The organism is Paraburkholderia fungorum (genome assembly GCF_003610895.1).
In the GTDB taxonomy this organism is placed as follows: domain Bacteria; phylum Pseudomonadota; class Gammaproteobacteria; order Burkholderiales; family Burkholderiaceae; genus Paraburkholderia; species Paraburkholderia fungorum_B.
On the sequence record NZ_MCAS01000011.1, the window covers coordinates 39,815 to 54,709 of the forward strand.

At 62.6% G+C, this 14,895-nt stretch carries 11 protein-coding genes and 1 riboswitch; of the genes, 2 read left to right on the forward strand and 9 right to left on the reverse strand.

What is annotated here, in order from left to right; all coding sequences use genetic code 11:
• Window positions 1-99 precede the first annotated feature (99 nt).
• The 3 genes from BCY88_RS12190 to BCY88_RS12200 form a co-directional block, all read right to left on the reverse strand.
• A complete protein-coding gene (locus BCY88_RS12190) occupies window positions 100-1,971 on the reverse strand; it encodes a glycosyl transferase family 1 (protein ID WP_120344497.1) in 1,872 nt (623 codons plus the stop codon).
• A gap of 182 nt (window positions 1,972-2,153) precedes the next feature.
• Window positions 2,154-3,425, reverse strand: coding sequence for a DUF3443 domain-containing protein (locus BCY88_RS12195; RefSeq protein WP_120344498.1), 1,272 nt, complete (start codon window positions 3,423-3,425; stop codon window positions 2,154-2,156).
• Between the two features lie 63 nt (window positions 3,426-3,488).
• Entirely contained in the window at window positions 3,489-3,908 is a 420-nt protein-coding gene (locus BCY88_RS12200) for a DUF2844 domain-containing protein (RefSeq protein WP_404935689.1), read from the reverse strand.
• Window positions 3,909-4,423: 515 nt separating this feature from the next.
• Here BCY88_RS12200 and bamC point away from each other — a divergent pair.
• Entirely contained in the window at window positions 4,424-5,656 is a 1,233-nt protein-coding gene (gene bamC / locus BCY88_RS12205; RefSeq protein WP_120344500.1) for an outer membrane protein assembly factor BamC, read from the forward strand.
• Window positions 5,657-6,534: 878 nt separating this feature from the next.
• Here the strand turns inward: bamC and BCY88_RS12210 are convergent.
• From BCY88_RS12210 to BCY88_RS12235, 6 genes are all read right to left on the reverse strand, one after another.
• The gene (locus BCY88_RS12210) at window positions 6,535-7,461 is read right to left on the reverse strand and encodes a DMT family transporter (protein ID WP_120344501.1); all 927 of its coding nucleotides are present in this window, start codon (window positions 7,459-7,461) and stop codon (window positions 6,535-6,537) included.
• A gap of 419 nt (window positions 7,462-7,880) precedes the next feature.
• Window positions 7,881-9,479 carry an L-lactate permease gene (locus BCY88_RS12215; protein ID WP_120344502.1) on the reverse strand — a complete coding sequence of 533 codons (1,599 nt, stop codon included), beginning with the start codon at window positions 9,477-9,479 and terminating at the stop codon, window positions 7,881-7,883.
• Window positions 9,480-9,881: 402 nt separating this feature from the next.
• Entirely contained in the window at window positions 9,882-10,385 is a 504-nt protein-coding gene (locus BCY88_RS12220) for a hypothetical protein (protein WP_120344503.1), read from the reverse strand.
• A 191-nt stretch (window positions 10,386-10,576) separates the two neighbouring features.
• A complete protein-coding gene (locus tag BCY88_RS12225) occupies window positions 10,577-10,789 on the reverse strand; it encodes a glycine zipper 2TM domain-containing protein (protein WP_120344504.1) in 213 nt (70 codons plus the stop codon).
• Window positions 10,790-11,067: 278 nt separating this feature from the next.
• Window positions 11,068-12,999: a phosphomethylpyrimidine synthase ThiC gene (gene thiC, locus BCY88_RS12230; RefSeq protein ID WP_120344505.1), complete on the reverse strand. Its 1,932-nt coding sequence runs from the start codon at window positions 12,997-12,999 to the stop codon at window positions 11,068-11,070.
• Window positions 13,000-13,089: 90 nt separating this feature from the next.
• A riboswitch (TPP riboswitch) is annotated at window positions 13,090-13,208 on the reverse strand.
• Between the two features lie 154 nt (window positions 13,209-13,362).
• Window positions 13,363-13,773 (reverse strand): GreA/GreB family elongation factor, encoded by a 411-nt coding sequence (locus BCY88_RS12235; protein WP_120344506.1) that lies wholly within the window; start codon window positions 13,771-13,773, stop codon window positions 13,363-13,365.
• A 520-nt stretch (window positions 13,774-14,293) separates the two neighbouring features.
• Here BCY88_RS12235 and BCY88_RS12240 point away from each other — a divergent pair.
• Entirely contained in the window at window positions 14,294-14,755 is a 462-nt protein-coding gene (locus BCY88_RS12240; protein WP_120344507.1) for a hypothetical protein, read from the forward strand.
• Window positions 14,756-14,895: the final 140 nt, after the last annotated feature.

Below are 14,895 nucleotides of genomic sequence, written 5' to 3' on the forward strand. Positions count from 1 at the left end.
TGCCTTTCGCGCTCGTTGCCGCGCGGCGAGTGCCTCCCGGGTACCCCATGCCGTGCTCAACAACGAACATGGCGCGATCCAGCTAGTGCAAGCAGAATCTCAAGCCGCCCCGTTCGCGAGGCGGCTTTTGTTTTCGCGCAGCAGATTCAGCACGCTTTCACCGAACGCCTGCGGCCGACCTTCGAAGCAGCGCTGCACGGCTTGCGTATCGATCAAACGTTGCCGCAACGCGGTGCGCTCGTCGTGCTGGTCGATCATGCGCACGGCTGCGGCGATGTATGCGTCGACGCTGTCCGTGGTGGTCCACGACGGCATGCCCACGCGTTCGAATAGCGCGCCGTCGATCTGCTCGAACACCTCCGGCCCGCGTTTGCATACGCCCGGCAAGCCGAGCGTCAATGCGTCGACGATACCGTTGGTGTTGCCGAACGGAAACGGGCTGAGGAACAGATCGGATTGATTGACGCGCGCCAGATACTCGGCGTAGCCGTGAAAGTCGTGCACGACGGCGCCCGGCACCGCTCCCATTACGACGCTGCGCAATTGATCGAACTGCAGACCCGAAGGCACCCCGCTCATGAAGTGAAACTCGACGGGTGTCGCGGCGCGTGCACCGACTTCGCGGCACGCATCGAGAAAGCCGGGGTTGAGCTTCATCGCGCTCGCGGTGATGATGACTTGGAGTGTCTCGCGCGGCGGCGGAATCTGCGCCACGATATCCGGCAGCGCGACGGACGGGCGGTACGGTTGCCCATCCTTCGGCAGCTTCATGAGTTGTTCGCTGAAGCAGGCCGGGTCGCCGACATAATCTTCTTCGACGCTGATGTAGTCGATCTTGTCGGAATGCGTGGTGGCGGGATGGCCGAGCGCCGCGATTTGCAACGGCGCGATGCGCAGGTTGGACATGAACACCGTCAGCACGAACATGCCGACGCTTGGCATGTACAGCACATCCGGCTGTTCGGTCTCGGCGAGGTCGCGAATCGTCTTCAGGCATTCGCCGATGTATTCCGGCTCCTTCAGTTCGATGAAGCGGTCGAAAATCTTCCGCCCCGCTTCGTCGACCGCGTAATCGAAGCCGAAGCCCACCAGCTCGAAATGTTCGCGCGCGGCTTCGAGCGTGCGCGAGTGCGTGCGGTAGATCGAATGGGCGCCGGTGAACCACTCCAGCATGACAAACATCACGGGCTTTCTGCCGCGCCGCGATTTACCTTTGGCGGGCGTGCGTTGCAGCGTGGGCAGGTCGGTCAGGCCGAGTTGCGCGAGCTTGCGGCGCACCAGCACATTGATGTCCTGCTTGATGGCATGACGCCGTGGCGTATCGGCATAGCTGCAGAACATATAGGCGTTGTGCAGCACGGCCGAGGGCAGGTCGTCGAGGTCGTCGATTTGCTGAAGCTTGCCGGGCAGCCACTCCAGCAGCGCCTCGCGCTTGAGGTGCGCGCCCGGCGAGCACTTGGAAATCGGCGCCAGTAAAACGAGGGCAAGGCAGGCCGCGAGCGTTTTGTCATACGCCCAGAGGGCGGCGAAGTCGAGCTCCAGTTCGGACTCGGTCGAGTAGAGCACGCATAGCTTCTCGACGAAGCTGTCTCCCGGCAGAAACTGTGCGTTCTCCGGGCCGCGCGGATTCAGGTGACGGGCGACATGGTCCGCATTGCCCGACGCGGTGGCCGAGAACAGCAGGCCGATCCATTCGTGCAGCGTGAGAAACAGCCTGAAGCATTCCGTTGGGAGTTGAAAGTCCGGGTCGGCGAATAGGGTTGATACGGCGCTCGTCAGGCGCGTGCAGAAACGCTGGCGTTGCGCTTTGGGAGACAGGCCGATCAGCCCCGAAGCCTCAAAGCTTTCGTCCAGCTCGCCGCGCGTTTGCTGAAGGCGCGCGAGTAGGACGATGAGCTGGAGGGACGCCTTGCCATGCTGTTGCGTATAAACGAGTTGCTCGAAACGGTCGAGCGAGAAGGTGATTTCCATCGTTTGACTGGTTTTAGATATGCAGGACTAACGATGCTGAGATGCCGCTAGTCAGAAACGATGATTATTGCAGTCAGGACGTATCAAATAAGCCCGGAGTGAGGATTGCGGAATTTTCCGTCCGGGAAAATCTGATCGGTCTGTAGGAATTCTGCGCAGGACGAATCCTCGATGTCGGACGCTCAGAAGGCGTAATACGGACCCGGCCCGGCCGAGGTGGCGCGCGACTCGATCGCCGTGTAGACGCGTCGTCCGAAAAAGAACGGCAAGCCCCAGCCGAAGCTATTGCTGGCCATTCCGGCCAGATTGTTGAACGCGTTATTCGCGGACGCAAACAGCGCGCTTGAATTGCCGATCGCGAACGACACCGTGTTTGTTGCGCCGTCGGTACCCACGATCGAGGCGCTCGTGGTTTGCGTCGAGTTCGGGCAGTACCAGTAGCCGCACCGCGGCAACTGACTGTCGTTGAAGAAGAGCGCGTTCGAGCCGCTATCGACGTAGCTCTGCGCATATGTCTGCCCCGCGCTGCTGGTAACCACATAACCCGTCTGCGTATTCGCCTTGACCACACTGGCGCCGCCGAGCCTGTTATTCGCCTGGGTGCCGATGCCGAAAATCATCGAACCCGACACGCTCGCCGCACCGGCGTCGGCGATCGCCGGCAGGTCGATCACCACGCCATTGTTGTCGAGCGGGAACTGGCTGACCGGATTGGTGACCTGTTGCGCGAGCGCTTGCGCACTCGAGACGCAGGCGCCGCTGGCATCGCAGTTGTAATACCACCGGGGCAAGGCGGCGTTGACGCAAGCGCTGCCGCAGTCGGCTGCGAACAGGCCGACCCCGAGTATGCCGTTGGCGCGCAGGCTCGCCACGTTCAGCATCGACGGGCCGGAGCCGGCGCAACCGGTGGGCACGGTGGGCAGTGTGGGGTCGGCGATCAACTGGATCGGAATCGAGGCGGCCAGTTGGCCGGCCATCCGCACGTCCGCGCTGCGCACGGAACCCCACGCATAGCCGCCGCCGAACACCGCGCATTCGCCCGCTACGCCGCTGCCTGAACCGATCGCCGCGAGCGCAAGGTTGGCCGGCAACGCGGACGCGAGAATCCGCAGGCCCTGCGAACCAGTGTCGACCTGAATGTTGTCGATCGTCGCGCAATTGCTGGTGCCGGGCTGGCAGACGGTGACGCTGGTGGTCAGCATATTGCGCGTCAGACCCGGTGCGGTAGTGACCGCGATCGGCTGAACGTTCGGCGTGGTTGACTGTGGCACGCTCGTGGGCATGCCGGCATTGGGGGCTGTGGACGGTGCGCTGGCCGCGCCAGGACTGCTGGCCGGGCTAGCTGCGCCCGCCTGTGACGAGGCGGCGCTGCCGCCGCTGCTACCGCCGCCGCCGCAACCGGCGAGCGCCAAACAGACGAGCAACAGGGCGCGGAGATGAGAAGAGGTCTTCATGATGCAGTCGGCAATCGGATAGGGGAGGGGTTTTTTGATGGCGCGCGCGGCGTCAGCGCGAACTCAGCGGAAATCGCTGGCCGTGACGCCCGGCGGCAAGGCCGCCGGCAGCCACGCACGTCCTGCATAGCCACGCATCGGACCGCCGGATTCCACGATCACGTCCTGGCGAACCACCCGAGAAGCGTGCAGATTGCCGTCCGGCGCCAAGGCCGCGGCTCCCAAGCGGTAGGAGTCGGCGTAGGGCCCCAGCAGCGCGCGCAGATCCGGCATGGTTGGGCCTTGCCACGTGTAGGCGATGATCTGGCCGGTACTGGTCGCGTACTCGTTGATGGTGGTGTGGCCCGCATCGGTCAGCGTGCGCAGGCGTAAGGCTGCGTTCAGCAAGGCCTGAGGCGCGGCGCCCGGCGAATCCGCCTGGCTGGACATCGTGCCGCCCAATTCGGCGTGCGCGCCGGTGCTGGTGAAGAGCAGGGCGGCCATCACTGCGAGGACGGCGGAGGCCGGTGAAAAACAAGGAATCTGCATGGCAACCTGCCTCGCTATAAGGAGAAACTCGGAACGCTGACGTTTTATTGAGATGTCTAATTCAAGATAACACTCAGGTTTCCTTATCGTTATCAGGCGGGGGTTGTGGCGATCTGGTTAATCTCGAAAACAGGGTGTAGCAGACGTGAAAAGTGCCTTTTAAAACAATGATCTGACAATCAAGCCGGGCGCGACCTACAAGCGTTTGAGAAGTGTTGTGAACTGTTAAATTTGCGCTTGCGGGAGGGGAACGCCGTCGCTATGCATGGCGTTTTTGTGCAATAGGAGGCTGCGCGCCGCGCAGGGATTCGCCGGTATCGCTGCCCTTCGCCGTGGGGTGTCGGTTGCCGTCGGCGTGCTGCTTAATTCATGAGCAAACCCGGCTTTTTGCACATGTCTCGCCGGGATCGGTAAAATGTTGGGTTGATCCACGGAAACTTGCCGTGGCGTAGCGGAAGGATTCCCCGAACATGACTGATCTTCGTCTTACCAAGCGGTTTGCAGTAATGCTGATGGCAGGCGGTCTGGTCGCCGGCTGCGGTACCTCGTCGCCGACCAAAATCGACTACAAAAGCGACTCCAAGTCAAAGCAGGTGTCACTTGCCGTACCGCCGAACATGATCGATGAGACGTCCGATCAGCGTTCGTTGCCCCCGCAAGGCGGCGAAACCTCGCTGTCCACGCTCAAGCAGGTCCAGGCGCAAGCACCGGCCGCCAATACGCTCACGGTGGTGCCGCCGGTGAACGGCATGCACATCCAGCGCGACGGTACGGAAAGCTGGCTCGTGATCGACAACAAGGCGCCCGATCAGGCGTGGGCCCAGATCCGCCGTTTCTGGCAGGAACAGGGCTTCCTGCTGGTGGTCGACCAGCGCGACAAGGGCGTGATGGAAACGGACTGGAACGAAACCCACGCGCAGATCAACGACGGCCTGATCCGCGACACGCTGTCCAAAGCAATGGGCAACAGCTATGTGAGTTCCGAGCGCAACAAGTACCGTACGCGCCTCGAAGCGGCGCCGAACGGCGGCACTTACGTGTTCATCAGCCAGAAGGGCATGCGCGAGGCGATCACCGGCACGAACAACGATTCGACCAAATGGGAAGCCAAGCCGAATGATCCGGGTCTCGAACAGGAATACCTGAAGCGCTTGATGGCGGCGCTGGCGCTGGCCGATTCGCGCGCCAAGTCGAGCGACACGCAAAGTGCCCAGCTCTCGCCGGCGGGTGCCCAAACGGCGCCGAACGCGGCTGCGGCGGGTGCGAAGTCGGCGGCTGCGGCCACGGCGGCGCAGAATGTCGCGCTGTCGGCTCAGCAGCCCGTGCCTGACGACTCGGCCAACAACACGTCGGCCCAGTTCTCGTCTACCGAGTTGACGCTCGGCGAGCCGTATGACCGTGCGTGGCTGCGTGTGGGCCTCGCGCTCGATCGCAGCAACTTCACCGTTGACGATCGCGATGCAAGCCGCGGGTTGTACTTCGTGCGCTACGTCGATCCGAAGGATCTGACCTCGGCGGAGCAAGGCTTCTGGAGCCAGGTGTTCCACGGCAAGAAGGAAAAGGTCGCCAAGCAGTATCTCGTGAACGTTCGCGCGGTGACGCCTGACCAGACCCGCGTGGCCGTGGTCGACAGCAAGGGTGCGATCGACGAGAGCCCGCAGGCCAAGCAGATCATGAGTCTGATGGTCGACCAGCTGCACTGAACGAAGTTGTAGCACGCAGCGAACGCTGTCAGAAACCCGCCCGGTGCGTAAGCCCGGGCGGGTTTTTTTATGTGCGTTCCATCTCCCGTACCGCAAGCCATTCGAGCGTCGTCAAGGCGTGCACGCGTTTTGCTTCTTGTCTGAAACACCGGTATGAACCGGCGCTCAACGGGGAGATGGCTATGTTCGATGTGATTCCTTACTGGATGTGGGCGGCGAGCTTGCTCGTCCTGGCGCTTGTGTGCGGCGCGGCCCTGGCGCCGCGCGAGACGCGACGGCCAATGGATCTGCGAATCAGGCATAGGACGTCGCAGCGCACGAAATGGCCGGTGCGGTGAGGTCGGTCCCGCTTCAAACGCATGAAGCGAGACCGCGCGGCCGCCACTGTGCGGCCGCATGTAACGTGACGTTACCCCGGTGACGTAACTCGCAAAACCCCTTCAGCAAATCCTTTCCAATTCCTTTCCGTGCAAAAAATGACAATAACAATCAACAGTTTGCGAACGATTTCTCGTGAAGCTGCATAACTGGCACGCAATCTGCTTTTAAAGACTCATGGGGCCGGATTCGTAACATTCGACGTGAGTTGGCGGCGAGTTTCGAAACGGCGAGTCCCAGACCCTTTCGGCGCCGGTGAACGAACCGGTGCTTAGCCCGATGATGGCCTGCGCGCGTGGCGCGGCCTCGGTGGCCCCGTCGCCTATCCTCGTAGGGCGACGGTTTCGCCCGCACTCCAACGGAGTGCGGGCTATTTTTTTGGGTAATCGGAATGTGCGGAATGTGCGGAATGCAGTGCCGGTTCGCCGACGCGGCGAGCCGTACGTGACAGGAACGTGGCGACGCTCAAGCCTCAAGCCAGGCGTCGCGCGAGGCGGTTTTCAGGTGTCGGCGCGGCGCGTTCCGCTCCAGGGCAGGCGCTTGATCACACCGGTGGCGAGCGCGGTGCCCACGAGAATCACGCCACAGCCTTCCAGCATGCCCGGCGATACGGTTTCGCCGAGAAACAGCGCACCCCACAGAATGCCAAACACCGGAATCACGAAGGTCACCGTAATCGTGCGCGTCGGTCCGACCGCCGCGATCAGATGGAAGAACAGCATGTAGGCGATACCGGTACACGCGACACCGAGCGCGATGACCGCGCCCCACGCGTGCGCCGAGATCGGCGCAGCCGGCCAGTAGATGACGGCGAGCGGCAGCAGCACGATGGTGGCGCCCGTCATCGTGCCGGTCGCGACGGTCAAGGCGTCGACGCCGGTCAGGCGGCGCTTCGTGTAATTGGAGGCGATGCCATACAGCAGGGTGGCGCCGAGCGCCGCGGCGGCCGCGAGTGCGGCGCTCAGCGGCGTAGCGGCCGAACCGTCCGGCGCGGCGATCTGATCCCATACCAGCATCAGCACGCCGAGAAAGCCGATCACGAGGCCGACCGTGCGCAGCGCGCTCAGGCGGTCGCGCAGCCACAGAAAGCCGACGAGTGCGCCCCACAGCGGCGTGGTTGCATTGATCACGGACGTCACGCCTGCCGACAGCGTCAACTCGGCATACGCGAACAGGCAGAACGGCGCCGCCGAATTCAGAATGCCGACCACCAGCAGCGGAAAGGCATGGGTGCGCAGGATCGTTGCGGATTCGCGCAGCGGGCGCCGCGCGATCAGTACGACGGCAAGGAAGGCCGCGCCGATGCCGACCCGCAGCGCCATCAGCGGCGCGACGCCGAAGTCGGACACGCCGACGCGAATAAAGAGAAACGAGGCACCCCATAGGGCGGCGAGGATCAGCAACTGGAGGAGGTTTCTGGTATTCATTGTCGTGGCGCCGCGCGCGGTTTAGTCGAGACGCATTTGCATCGTAGCAGCGCGATTGCGCGAAACGTTTCAGGTTGGAATGAAACAGCAAAATGCGGGAGAGGGTGGGGCGTCAGGCTATTGTCATCCTAAGCGCGATCGAGCCGCCCGCAAAACGAGCAATTCTCACGCTGATGTGAGAAAAATTGCGATGAGATGGAAGTGGTAAGGATGTAGCGCCAACCCTGGCGGGGTTGGCGCCCATAGAGCGTGAGTTATTTTGCGGCACTGCACGAGCTTTGGCAACGCTGACAACGCCGCCTAACCGCGGCACTTAACCGTGGCACTTAACCGTGGCACCTAACCGTGGCACCTAACCGCGCCATCGGCGTGAGCAGCAACCGCCGCCCACGCTGCCTTGCGCGGCTCGAATGCACGCCTCAGTGCGGGATCATCCCTTGCAGGAAGTTCTGCTGCACCCACACCAATACGCCGAGAATCACCGTCAACAGAATCGAATGCTTGAAGGTCTTGGCGAACACCACGCCTTCCTTGCCTTTGAGCTCGGTCGTGGCCACGCCGGTCGAGATGTTCTGCGGCGAGATCATCTTGCCCATCACGCCGCCCGACGAGTTGGTCGCCGCCATCAGGATCGGGTTCAGGTTCAGCTGGTGAGCCGCCACCACCTGCAGGTTGCCGAACAGCGCGTTGCCCGAGGTGTCGCTGCCGGAGAGGAACACCGCGACCCAGCCGAGGAACGCCGACACGAGCGGAAAGAACGGTCCGACCGATGCCGCGCCGAGCCCGAGCGTGTAGGTGAGCCCGGAGTAGTTCATCAGATAGGCGAGGGCGACGATGGTTGCCACCGTCAGAATGGCGATGCGCGTCTGGACCCAGGTGTCGACAATGGCCTTGCCAAATTCGCTGAGGCCCAGACCCGTCACGAGCGACGTGATGATGGCGGCCACCAGAATCGCCGTGCCGGTAGCAAGCGGCTGGAAGTCCCACACCGCGCCATACGGCGTGTTGTACAGGGTGATGAACACGGCCTTGTCGAGGCCAGGCCACGGTACCTTGACGTCGCCGATCAGGAAGATCTTCGCGACGGTCCAGACGATCACCACTGCCGAGACGATGATCCACGGGTACCATCCCTGGCCGCCGCTGATCTTGCCGCGTACCTCGCCCACGCGATCGATGTTGATCGCAAACTTTGGATCGACGGCGGGTTTCCATACGCGCAGGAAGGCGATCGTGAGGATCAGCGAGACCAGCGACGACAGCACGTCGGTCAAACTGTAGTTCACGTAATTCGCCGTGACGAACTGGGTCAGCGCGAAGCTTGCGCCCGACACCAGCAGCACCGGCCACACGCGCAGCATGTTACGAAAGCCCGCATACACGCCGATCACGTAGAAGGGCAGCAGCAAGGCGAAAAACGGCAGCTGCCGTCCGACCATCTTGGCGAGCGAGTCGGCCGGCAGGTGGGTGACCGCGCCGAGCACCGTGATCGGCACGCCCAGCGCGCCGAACGCGACCGGTGCGGTATTGAAGATCAGCGTGAAGGTGAGTGCTTCGAGTGTGGGGAAACCGAGCAGTATCAATAGCGAACTGGTGATCGCGACCGGCGTGCCGAAGCCGGAAATCCCTTCGAATAGCGCGCCGAAAGAAAAGCCGATCACGACCAGCACGACGCGGCGGTCGTTCGGCAGGTTGTCGATCATCCACATGCGAAAGGCCGCGAAGCGGCCCGAGCGTTGCGAGATGTTGTAGAGCAGGATCGCGCTGAACACGATCCACATCACCGGCCAGCAGGCGAATACTGCACCGTTGGCCACGGAGGCGGCCGCAAGCCCGACCGGGAACTGCCAGACAAAGATCGCCACGATGAGCCCGACGATCAGGCCCGCGAGCGACGCCTGCCAGGCCGGCCGGCGCGCCCAGCCGAGCAGCAGCAACACGACGATGATCGGTAAGGCGGCGACGATGAATGAAAGCAATAGCGAATTGCCGACTGGAGTGAGTAGTTGGTGAAACATCACGTCTCCTTCGTTGTTGTTCGAGATCGACGCGGACTACGCACTGCGGGGCGCGTCGCTCTGGCAGGACGGATGGGCGTCGGCGGCGCGTGCAGGACGCGCCGGGTCGGCTTATTTAAACGAGTACTGCGTGTGGCTTTCCCAAGCATAGAGCCCGGTTGGGAGCCGTCAAGAAGGGTAAGTACGGGCGAAGGAGAGAGGGGGCGCGGCGTCCTGTGAGCGGGGATCGCCGCGGCATGATGCGCGTGAAGCGAGGCCGACGCGGTATGGCGGCTATGCCGGCTTTCAGGCAGCCCGTGCAGTGCAGGTGATACGGCACAGGTCCGTCTCGTGCCCTGATCGCGGCGAGCACGGGACGGCTAAGACAACTCAGCGAGATTCAGCGAAACCCAAGTGCGAGATTCAATGCCAGTGGCCGTGCCCACCGCCCCAATAGCCACGTCCGCCGCCCCAATAACCGCCAAATCCGAAGCCGATCGAGACCGATGGGCCGTACCAGCCGGGGTAGCCGTAATAAGCGGGATACACCGGCGGTGGATAGTAGGCGGGATAGGCCGGAGCAACATAAACAGGTGGCGGTACCGCGGCAACCGTATAAGCAGGAGGCGGGTTCTGCTGGGCGTTCTGGGCCCGCTGTTGCGCTGAAACGGGAGGTTGTTGCGTGAGTTGTGCTGCCTGCGAATCGGGCGGTCCGACCTGCACGTCCTGTTGCGTTGTATTCGCGGGGACCGTGGCGTAATACGGATAGTAGCCGCCCGGATAGTAACCGTACGGGTAATAACAGCCGGACAGTGCCAGCGCGCAGGCCGCACCGGTGAGCGCAAGCCCTGCTTGTGAAATGCGAGGGAAACGGCGCGGCAGCTGCTGGCCGATCGTGCCGACCGTGTTGATGATGCGGGACTTCATGACGCGCTCCTGTTTCAAACCGACGCCGCCATGCGGGGCGTATTGGCTTGAGCTTACGCCCGCGTCGCGTTCGCAGGATTGCAAAACCGTAACGGCTTATTTCACGTCATTGCAAAGCATTGCGTGAAGCGGCCGGCATGGCGCCGGCCGCCTTCCTGGTGTCGTGCACGCTTGTGTCCGCTTGTGCCTGCTTACTTGCCGACCTGATTACCGATAATGCCGCCTGCCGCCGCGCCGCCAAGCGTGGTCAGGGCATTGCCGCCGATCAGCGCGCCTGCCGCGCCGCCTACGCCCGCGCCGATCGCCGTATCGCGCTGTCGCGTGGTCATGCCGTCACACGCGGAAAGACTTGCGACAACCGCGACGATTGCCGCGAGCGCGCCGAGTTGACGAATCGATTTCATGATGCTGACTCCGTTCATTGTGTCTGGAAAGGGTTGGGTTGAAATGGACGGATTACGCCGTCCTTACTGCTGATCTTATCGCCGCAACCCGTATCCAGATGTGTGAGCTTGTCAGTGGATTGTCGGTTTCGTAATCAAATGTTTCTCCTCTCGCAGCATGCGGCGTTCCCGGCGCGCAGAAATGCAAAAGCCCGCCAGTGGCGGGCTTCGGTGCTGCAATACAGTGACGCAAGAGGTTCGAATGGCGAGCGCACGCCAGTGCACCCGCGATCCCTACCTTACTGCCGCTGATAGATCTCAGCGCCTTTCTTCATGAACTCGATGGACTTCACTTCCATGCCTTTCTTCAGCGCTTCGTCGTCGGTGACGCCCTGTTGCGCTGCGAACTCGCGCACGTCCTGAGTGATCTTCATCGAGCAGAAGTGCGGGCCGCACATCGAACAGAAGTGCGCGACCTTGGCCGAATCTTTCGGCAGCGTTTCGTCGTGGAATTCGCGTGCCTTGTCCGGGTCGAGACCGAGATTGAACTGGTCTTCCCAACGGAATTCGAAACGCGCCTTCGACAACGCATTGTCACGCACCTGCGCGCCCGGATGGCCCTTCGCCAGATCGGCGGCGTGCGCGGCGAGCTTGTACGTGATGATGCCGGTCTTGACGTCGTCCTTGTTCGGCAGCCCCAGGTGTTCCTTCGGCGTGACATAGCAAAGCATTGCCGTGCCGAACCAGCCGATCATTGCCGCGCCAATGCCCGACGTGATGTGGTCGTAGCCCGGCGCGATGTCCGTGGTCAACGGTCCGAGCGTATAGAACGGTGCTTCGTCACACCATTCCAGTTGCAGGTCCATGTTTTCCTTGATCAGTTGCATCGGCACGTGGCCCGGGCCTTCGATCATCGTTTGCACGTCGTGCTTCCACGCGATCTGCGTGAGTTCGCCCAGCGTCTTCAACTCGCCCAGTTGCGCTTCGTCGTTGGCGTCGTAGATCGAACCGGGACGCAGGCCGTCGCCGAGCGAGAAGGCCACGTCATACGCCTTCATGATTTCGCAGATGTCTTCGAAGTGCTCGTACAGGAAGCTTTCCTTGTGGTGAGCGAGGCACCACTTCGCCATGATCGAGCCGCCGCGCGAGACGATACCCGTCATGCGCTTGGCCGTGAGCGGCACGTATTGCAGACGCACACCGGCGTGAATCGTGAAGTAGTCGACGCCTTGCTCGGCCTGTTCGATCAGCGTGTCGCGGAAAATTTCCCACGTCAGATCTTCGGCCTTGCCGTTCACCTTCTCCAGCGCCTGATAGATCGGCACCGTGCCGATCGGCACCGGCGAATTGCGGATGATCCACTCGCGCGTTTCGTGAATGTGCTTGCCGGTGGACAGATCCATCACCGTGTCGCCGCCCCAGCGGATCGCCCACGTCATCTTGTCGACTTCCTCGCCGATCGAGGAGGTGACCGCCGAGTTACCGATGTTCGCATTCACCTTCACGAGGAAGTTGCGGCCGATGATCATCGGCTCGCTTTCCGGGTGGTTGATGTTGTTCGGGATGATCGCGCGGCCGCGGGCGACTTCTTCGCGCACGAATTCCGCGGTGATTTCCTTCAGACCGTCGGGACCGAAGGCGCTCGCGCCGAATGCCTGACCCGGATGCTGGCGGCCCATCATCGCGGCGAGCTTTTCGCCGTTCGGACCGCTCGTCTTCAGGCTCTCAAGATACGCGGCGCGTTGCTGGTTCTCGCGAATCGCGATGTATTCCATTTCCGGCGTGATGATGCCGCGACGCGCGTAGTGCATCTGCGACACGTTCTTGCCGGCGACGGCGCGGCGCGGTGTGCGATGCAGGCCTTTGAAGCGCAACTCGGCAGTCGCGGTATCGGCGGCGCGTTCGCGGCTGAAGTCGCTCGACAGGCCCGTGAGCGCTTCGGTGTCGCCGCGCTCCTCGATCCAGGCCTGACGCAGCGCGGGCAGGCCCGCGCGGATGTCGATCTGCGCTTGCGGATCGGAGTAGGGGCCCGACGTATCGTAGACGAAGACCGGCGGGTTCTTTTCGCCGCCGAAGCTATCCGGCGTATCCGCCTGGGAAACTTCGCGCATCGGCACGCGGATATCGGGGCGCGAGCCGGTCACATAGACCTTGCGGGAATTCGGCAGCGGCGCGACAGCGGCGGCATCGACGTGGGCGTCGGCGGAAAGGAACTTCGGGTTGGCGTTCATGCGTTATCTCCATGCAAAGCTATGTGGGGCCGCTAAGCAGGAGACGAGATGGAAGTTGTCGGATTCGCGAGAGATGAAACGGTAGACCAGCTGCGAAATCCGTACGCTTCCCTGCGCTGGCATTATCCAGATCAGGTTCAAAGGGTATTTCTCACCCACGCAACACGGACCTCCAACCTCCGTGCCACGCAGGACCCCCGCGTTAGCAGCGCACACGATACACCGCCCGGGTAGTGCTTGGCAACCCGTCTTGAAAAAGTCAGATATCGGAGATAACGCCGGTCAGCCTCGCACTATTCTGATTGTGATAGGGCTGCCGGGAATGATGCGGCGCAGCAGTTCTGCGTCGCGAATGTGCGTGGTTTACAGCGTGAAGTCGTCGGCCGCTTCGGGCTGGAACAGGATCTTCTCGAGCTTCAGGACTTTTTCCGTGCCGCTTGGCGGCGTGAAGCGGATGCGTCCGCCGCGTTTGGCGCCGAGCAGCGCAAGACCGAGCGGGGAAAACACGTTCAGGCGGCCTTGCGCGAAGTCCGCATCGGGCGGATAGACAACGGTCCACGTCATCTGCTCGTTGCTGGTTTCGTCGACTAGCGTGGCTTGCGAATTCATCGTGACGATGTTTGCGGGGATGTCGCGCGATTCGACGATCGCGGCGCGCGCGAGGACGTCGTCGAGCATGTCCTGCAATCTGGCGTCGGCGCCGGGCGCGGCTGCGTGCTTTTCGAGACGCGCGACGTCGAGTTCGGTGAGGTAACAGGTTTTCGTCTTTTTCATGACGGGTTCTCCATTTCGATCTGCATGTAAGGGGACAGCGTGCGGATGAGATCAGCCCGGAGCCCGACGACGCGGCCCCGGCGATGGAGGGGACCTGCGTTAGATCGGGCGCCGGGCGGCGAGAAGCGGGAGCGTTCGGGTCGGCTGGCCGGCGTGAGGCGCTGCGATCTCCGCGCGCGCGCAACCGGTTGCGCGGCGGGGGCGCAAACGGGAAAGGGCACGGGAAAACGGAAAACGCATTGGAGTAGCCGGCGGATAACGAAAGAGATTAGGGAGCGCCGAAAAGAAAGCTTAATCGACACAATCGAAAGGTGAATGTTAGCACGGCCGGCGCGTCTCTTTAATTGCCGCTGGGGGATGCGCGGTGCGGCGCGTCTGAGATCCCGTGGGAGCGTTCAAGGCAGACGCGGCGCGGCCGTTAATGCGCCTGTAGGGGTGGCCGTTGCCTGGTCGAGGAAGCAGCGGTGGGCGGCGCGCCAATAGCGCGGTGCGATGTGAGACGGCTTAAGGAGATGTGCTGATGAAATCGGGAATCGGGCGGTTTGCGGTACTCGGCGCGGTAGCGGCGACGGCGGCGCTGGTTGCGGTGCCGATGCAGGCAATGGCGAGCGGTGGAACGATCACCTTCTCGGGCATGATCGTGGCGCCGCAGCTGGAGGTATCGGTGGCCCCGGCGCCTGTTCAGGCCGGAGCACGTGTCAATGCTGCCGGCGGGCGGCTGGCGGCGGCCGGTTCGGCGGTTACCCTGACTTTTAGCGCAGAGCCTGGCGTGGTTGCGGGCGCCAATGTCGCGCTTCAGGTGATCAACGGCGCGAAGGCGCGTGATGCCTTGGCCGAGCGTTTTGTCGATGGCAGTGGCCATGTGTTCAGCGCCGCCAGTGACGGGCACTACCGGGTTGGCCGCGATGGCGGAGTGTTGTCGCTGGCTTCGAAGCGTGCCGCGCAGGATACTCAGGTGATCGTTGTCGTTAGCTACGATTGATGCACCTTCCGTGGGACGCCGGCAGGCAGTTCGCCCGCAGGCTTCCCGCGGACATCGACGGTACGGAACGGCCGGAACGGTGGGCGGACACCCCGAATCAAAATAAAAATCGGAACCGGCTGTCATAACTGGTCTCGTGG

What these genes read in the sequence shown, in the direction of transcription:
- BCY88_RS12200 (WP_404935689.1), bottom strand. Translation starts at nt 3,908, where the DNA reads ATGGCCGCCCTGCTCTTCACCAGCACCGGCGCGCACGCCGAATTGGGC.
- BCY88_RS12210 (WP_120344501.1), bottom strand. Translation starts at nt 7,461, where the DNA reads ATGAATACCAGAAACCTCCTCCAGTTGCTGATCCTCGCCGCCCTATGG.
- BCY88_RS12225 (WP_120344504.1), bottom strand. Translation starts at nt 10,789, where the DNA reads ATGAAATCGATTCGTCAACTCGGCGCGCTCGCGGCAATCGTCGCGGTT.
- BCY88_RS12190 (WP_120344497.1), bottom strand. Translation starts at nt 1,971, where the DNA reads ATGGAAATCACCTTCTCGCTCGACCGTTTCGAGCAACTCGTTTATACG.
- BCY88_RS12215 (WP_120344502.1), bottom strand. Translation starts at nt 9,479, where the DNA reads ATGTTTCACCAACTACTCACTCCAGTCGGCAATTCGCTATTGCTTTCA.
- bamC (WP_120344500.1), top strand. Translation starts at nt 4,424, where the DNA reads ATGACTGATCTTCGTCTTACCAAGCGGTTTGCAGTAATGCTGATGGCA.
- BCY88_RS12235 (WP_120344506.1), bottom strand. Translation starts at nt 13,773, where the DNA reads ATGAAAAAGACGAAAACCTGTTACCTCACCGAACTCGACGTCGCGCGT.
- thiC (WP_120344505.1), bottom strand. Translation starts at nt 12,999, where the DNA reads ATGAACGCCAACCCGAAGTTCCTTTCCGCCGACGCCCACGTCGATGCC.
- BCY88_RS12240 (WP_120344507.1), top strand. Translation starts at nt 14,294, where the DNA reads ATGAAATCGGGAATCGGGCGGTTTGCGGTACTCGGCGCGGTAGCGGCG.
- BCY88_RS12220 (WP_120344503.1), bottom strand. Translation starts at nt 10,385, where the DNA reads ATGAAGTCCCGCATCATCAACACGGTCGGCACGATCGGCCAGCAGCTG.
- BCY88_RS12195 (WP_120344498.1), bottom strand. Translation starts at nt 3,425, where the DNA reads ATGAAGACCTCTTCTCATCTCCGCGCCCTGTTGCTCGTCTGTTTGGCG.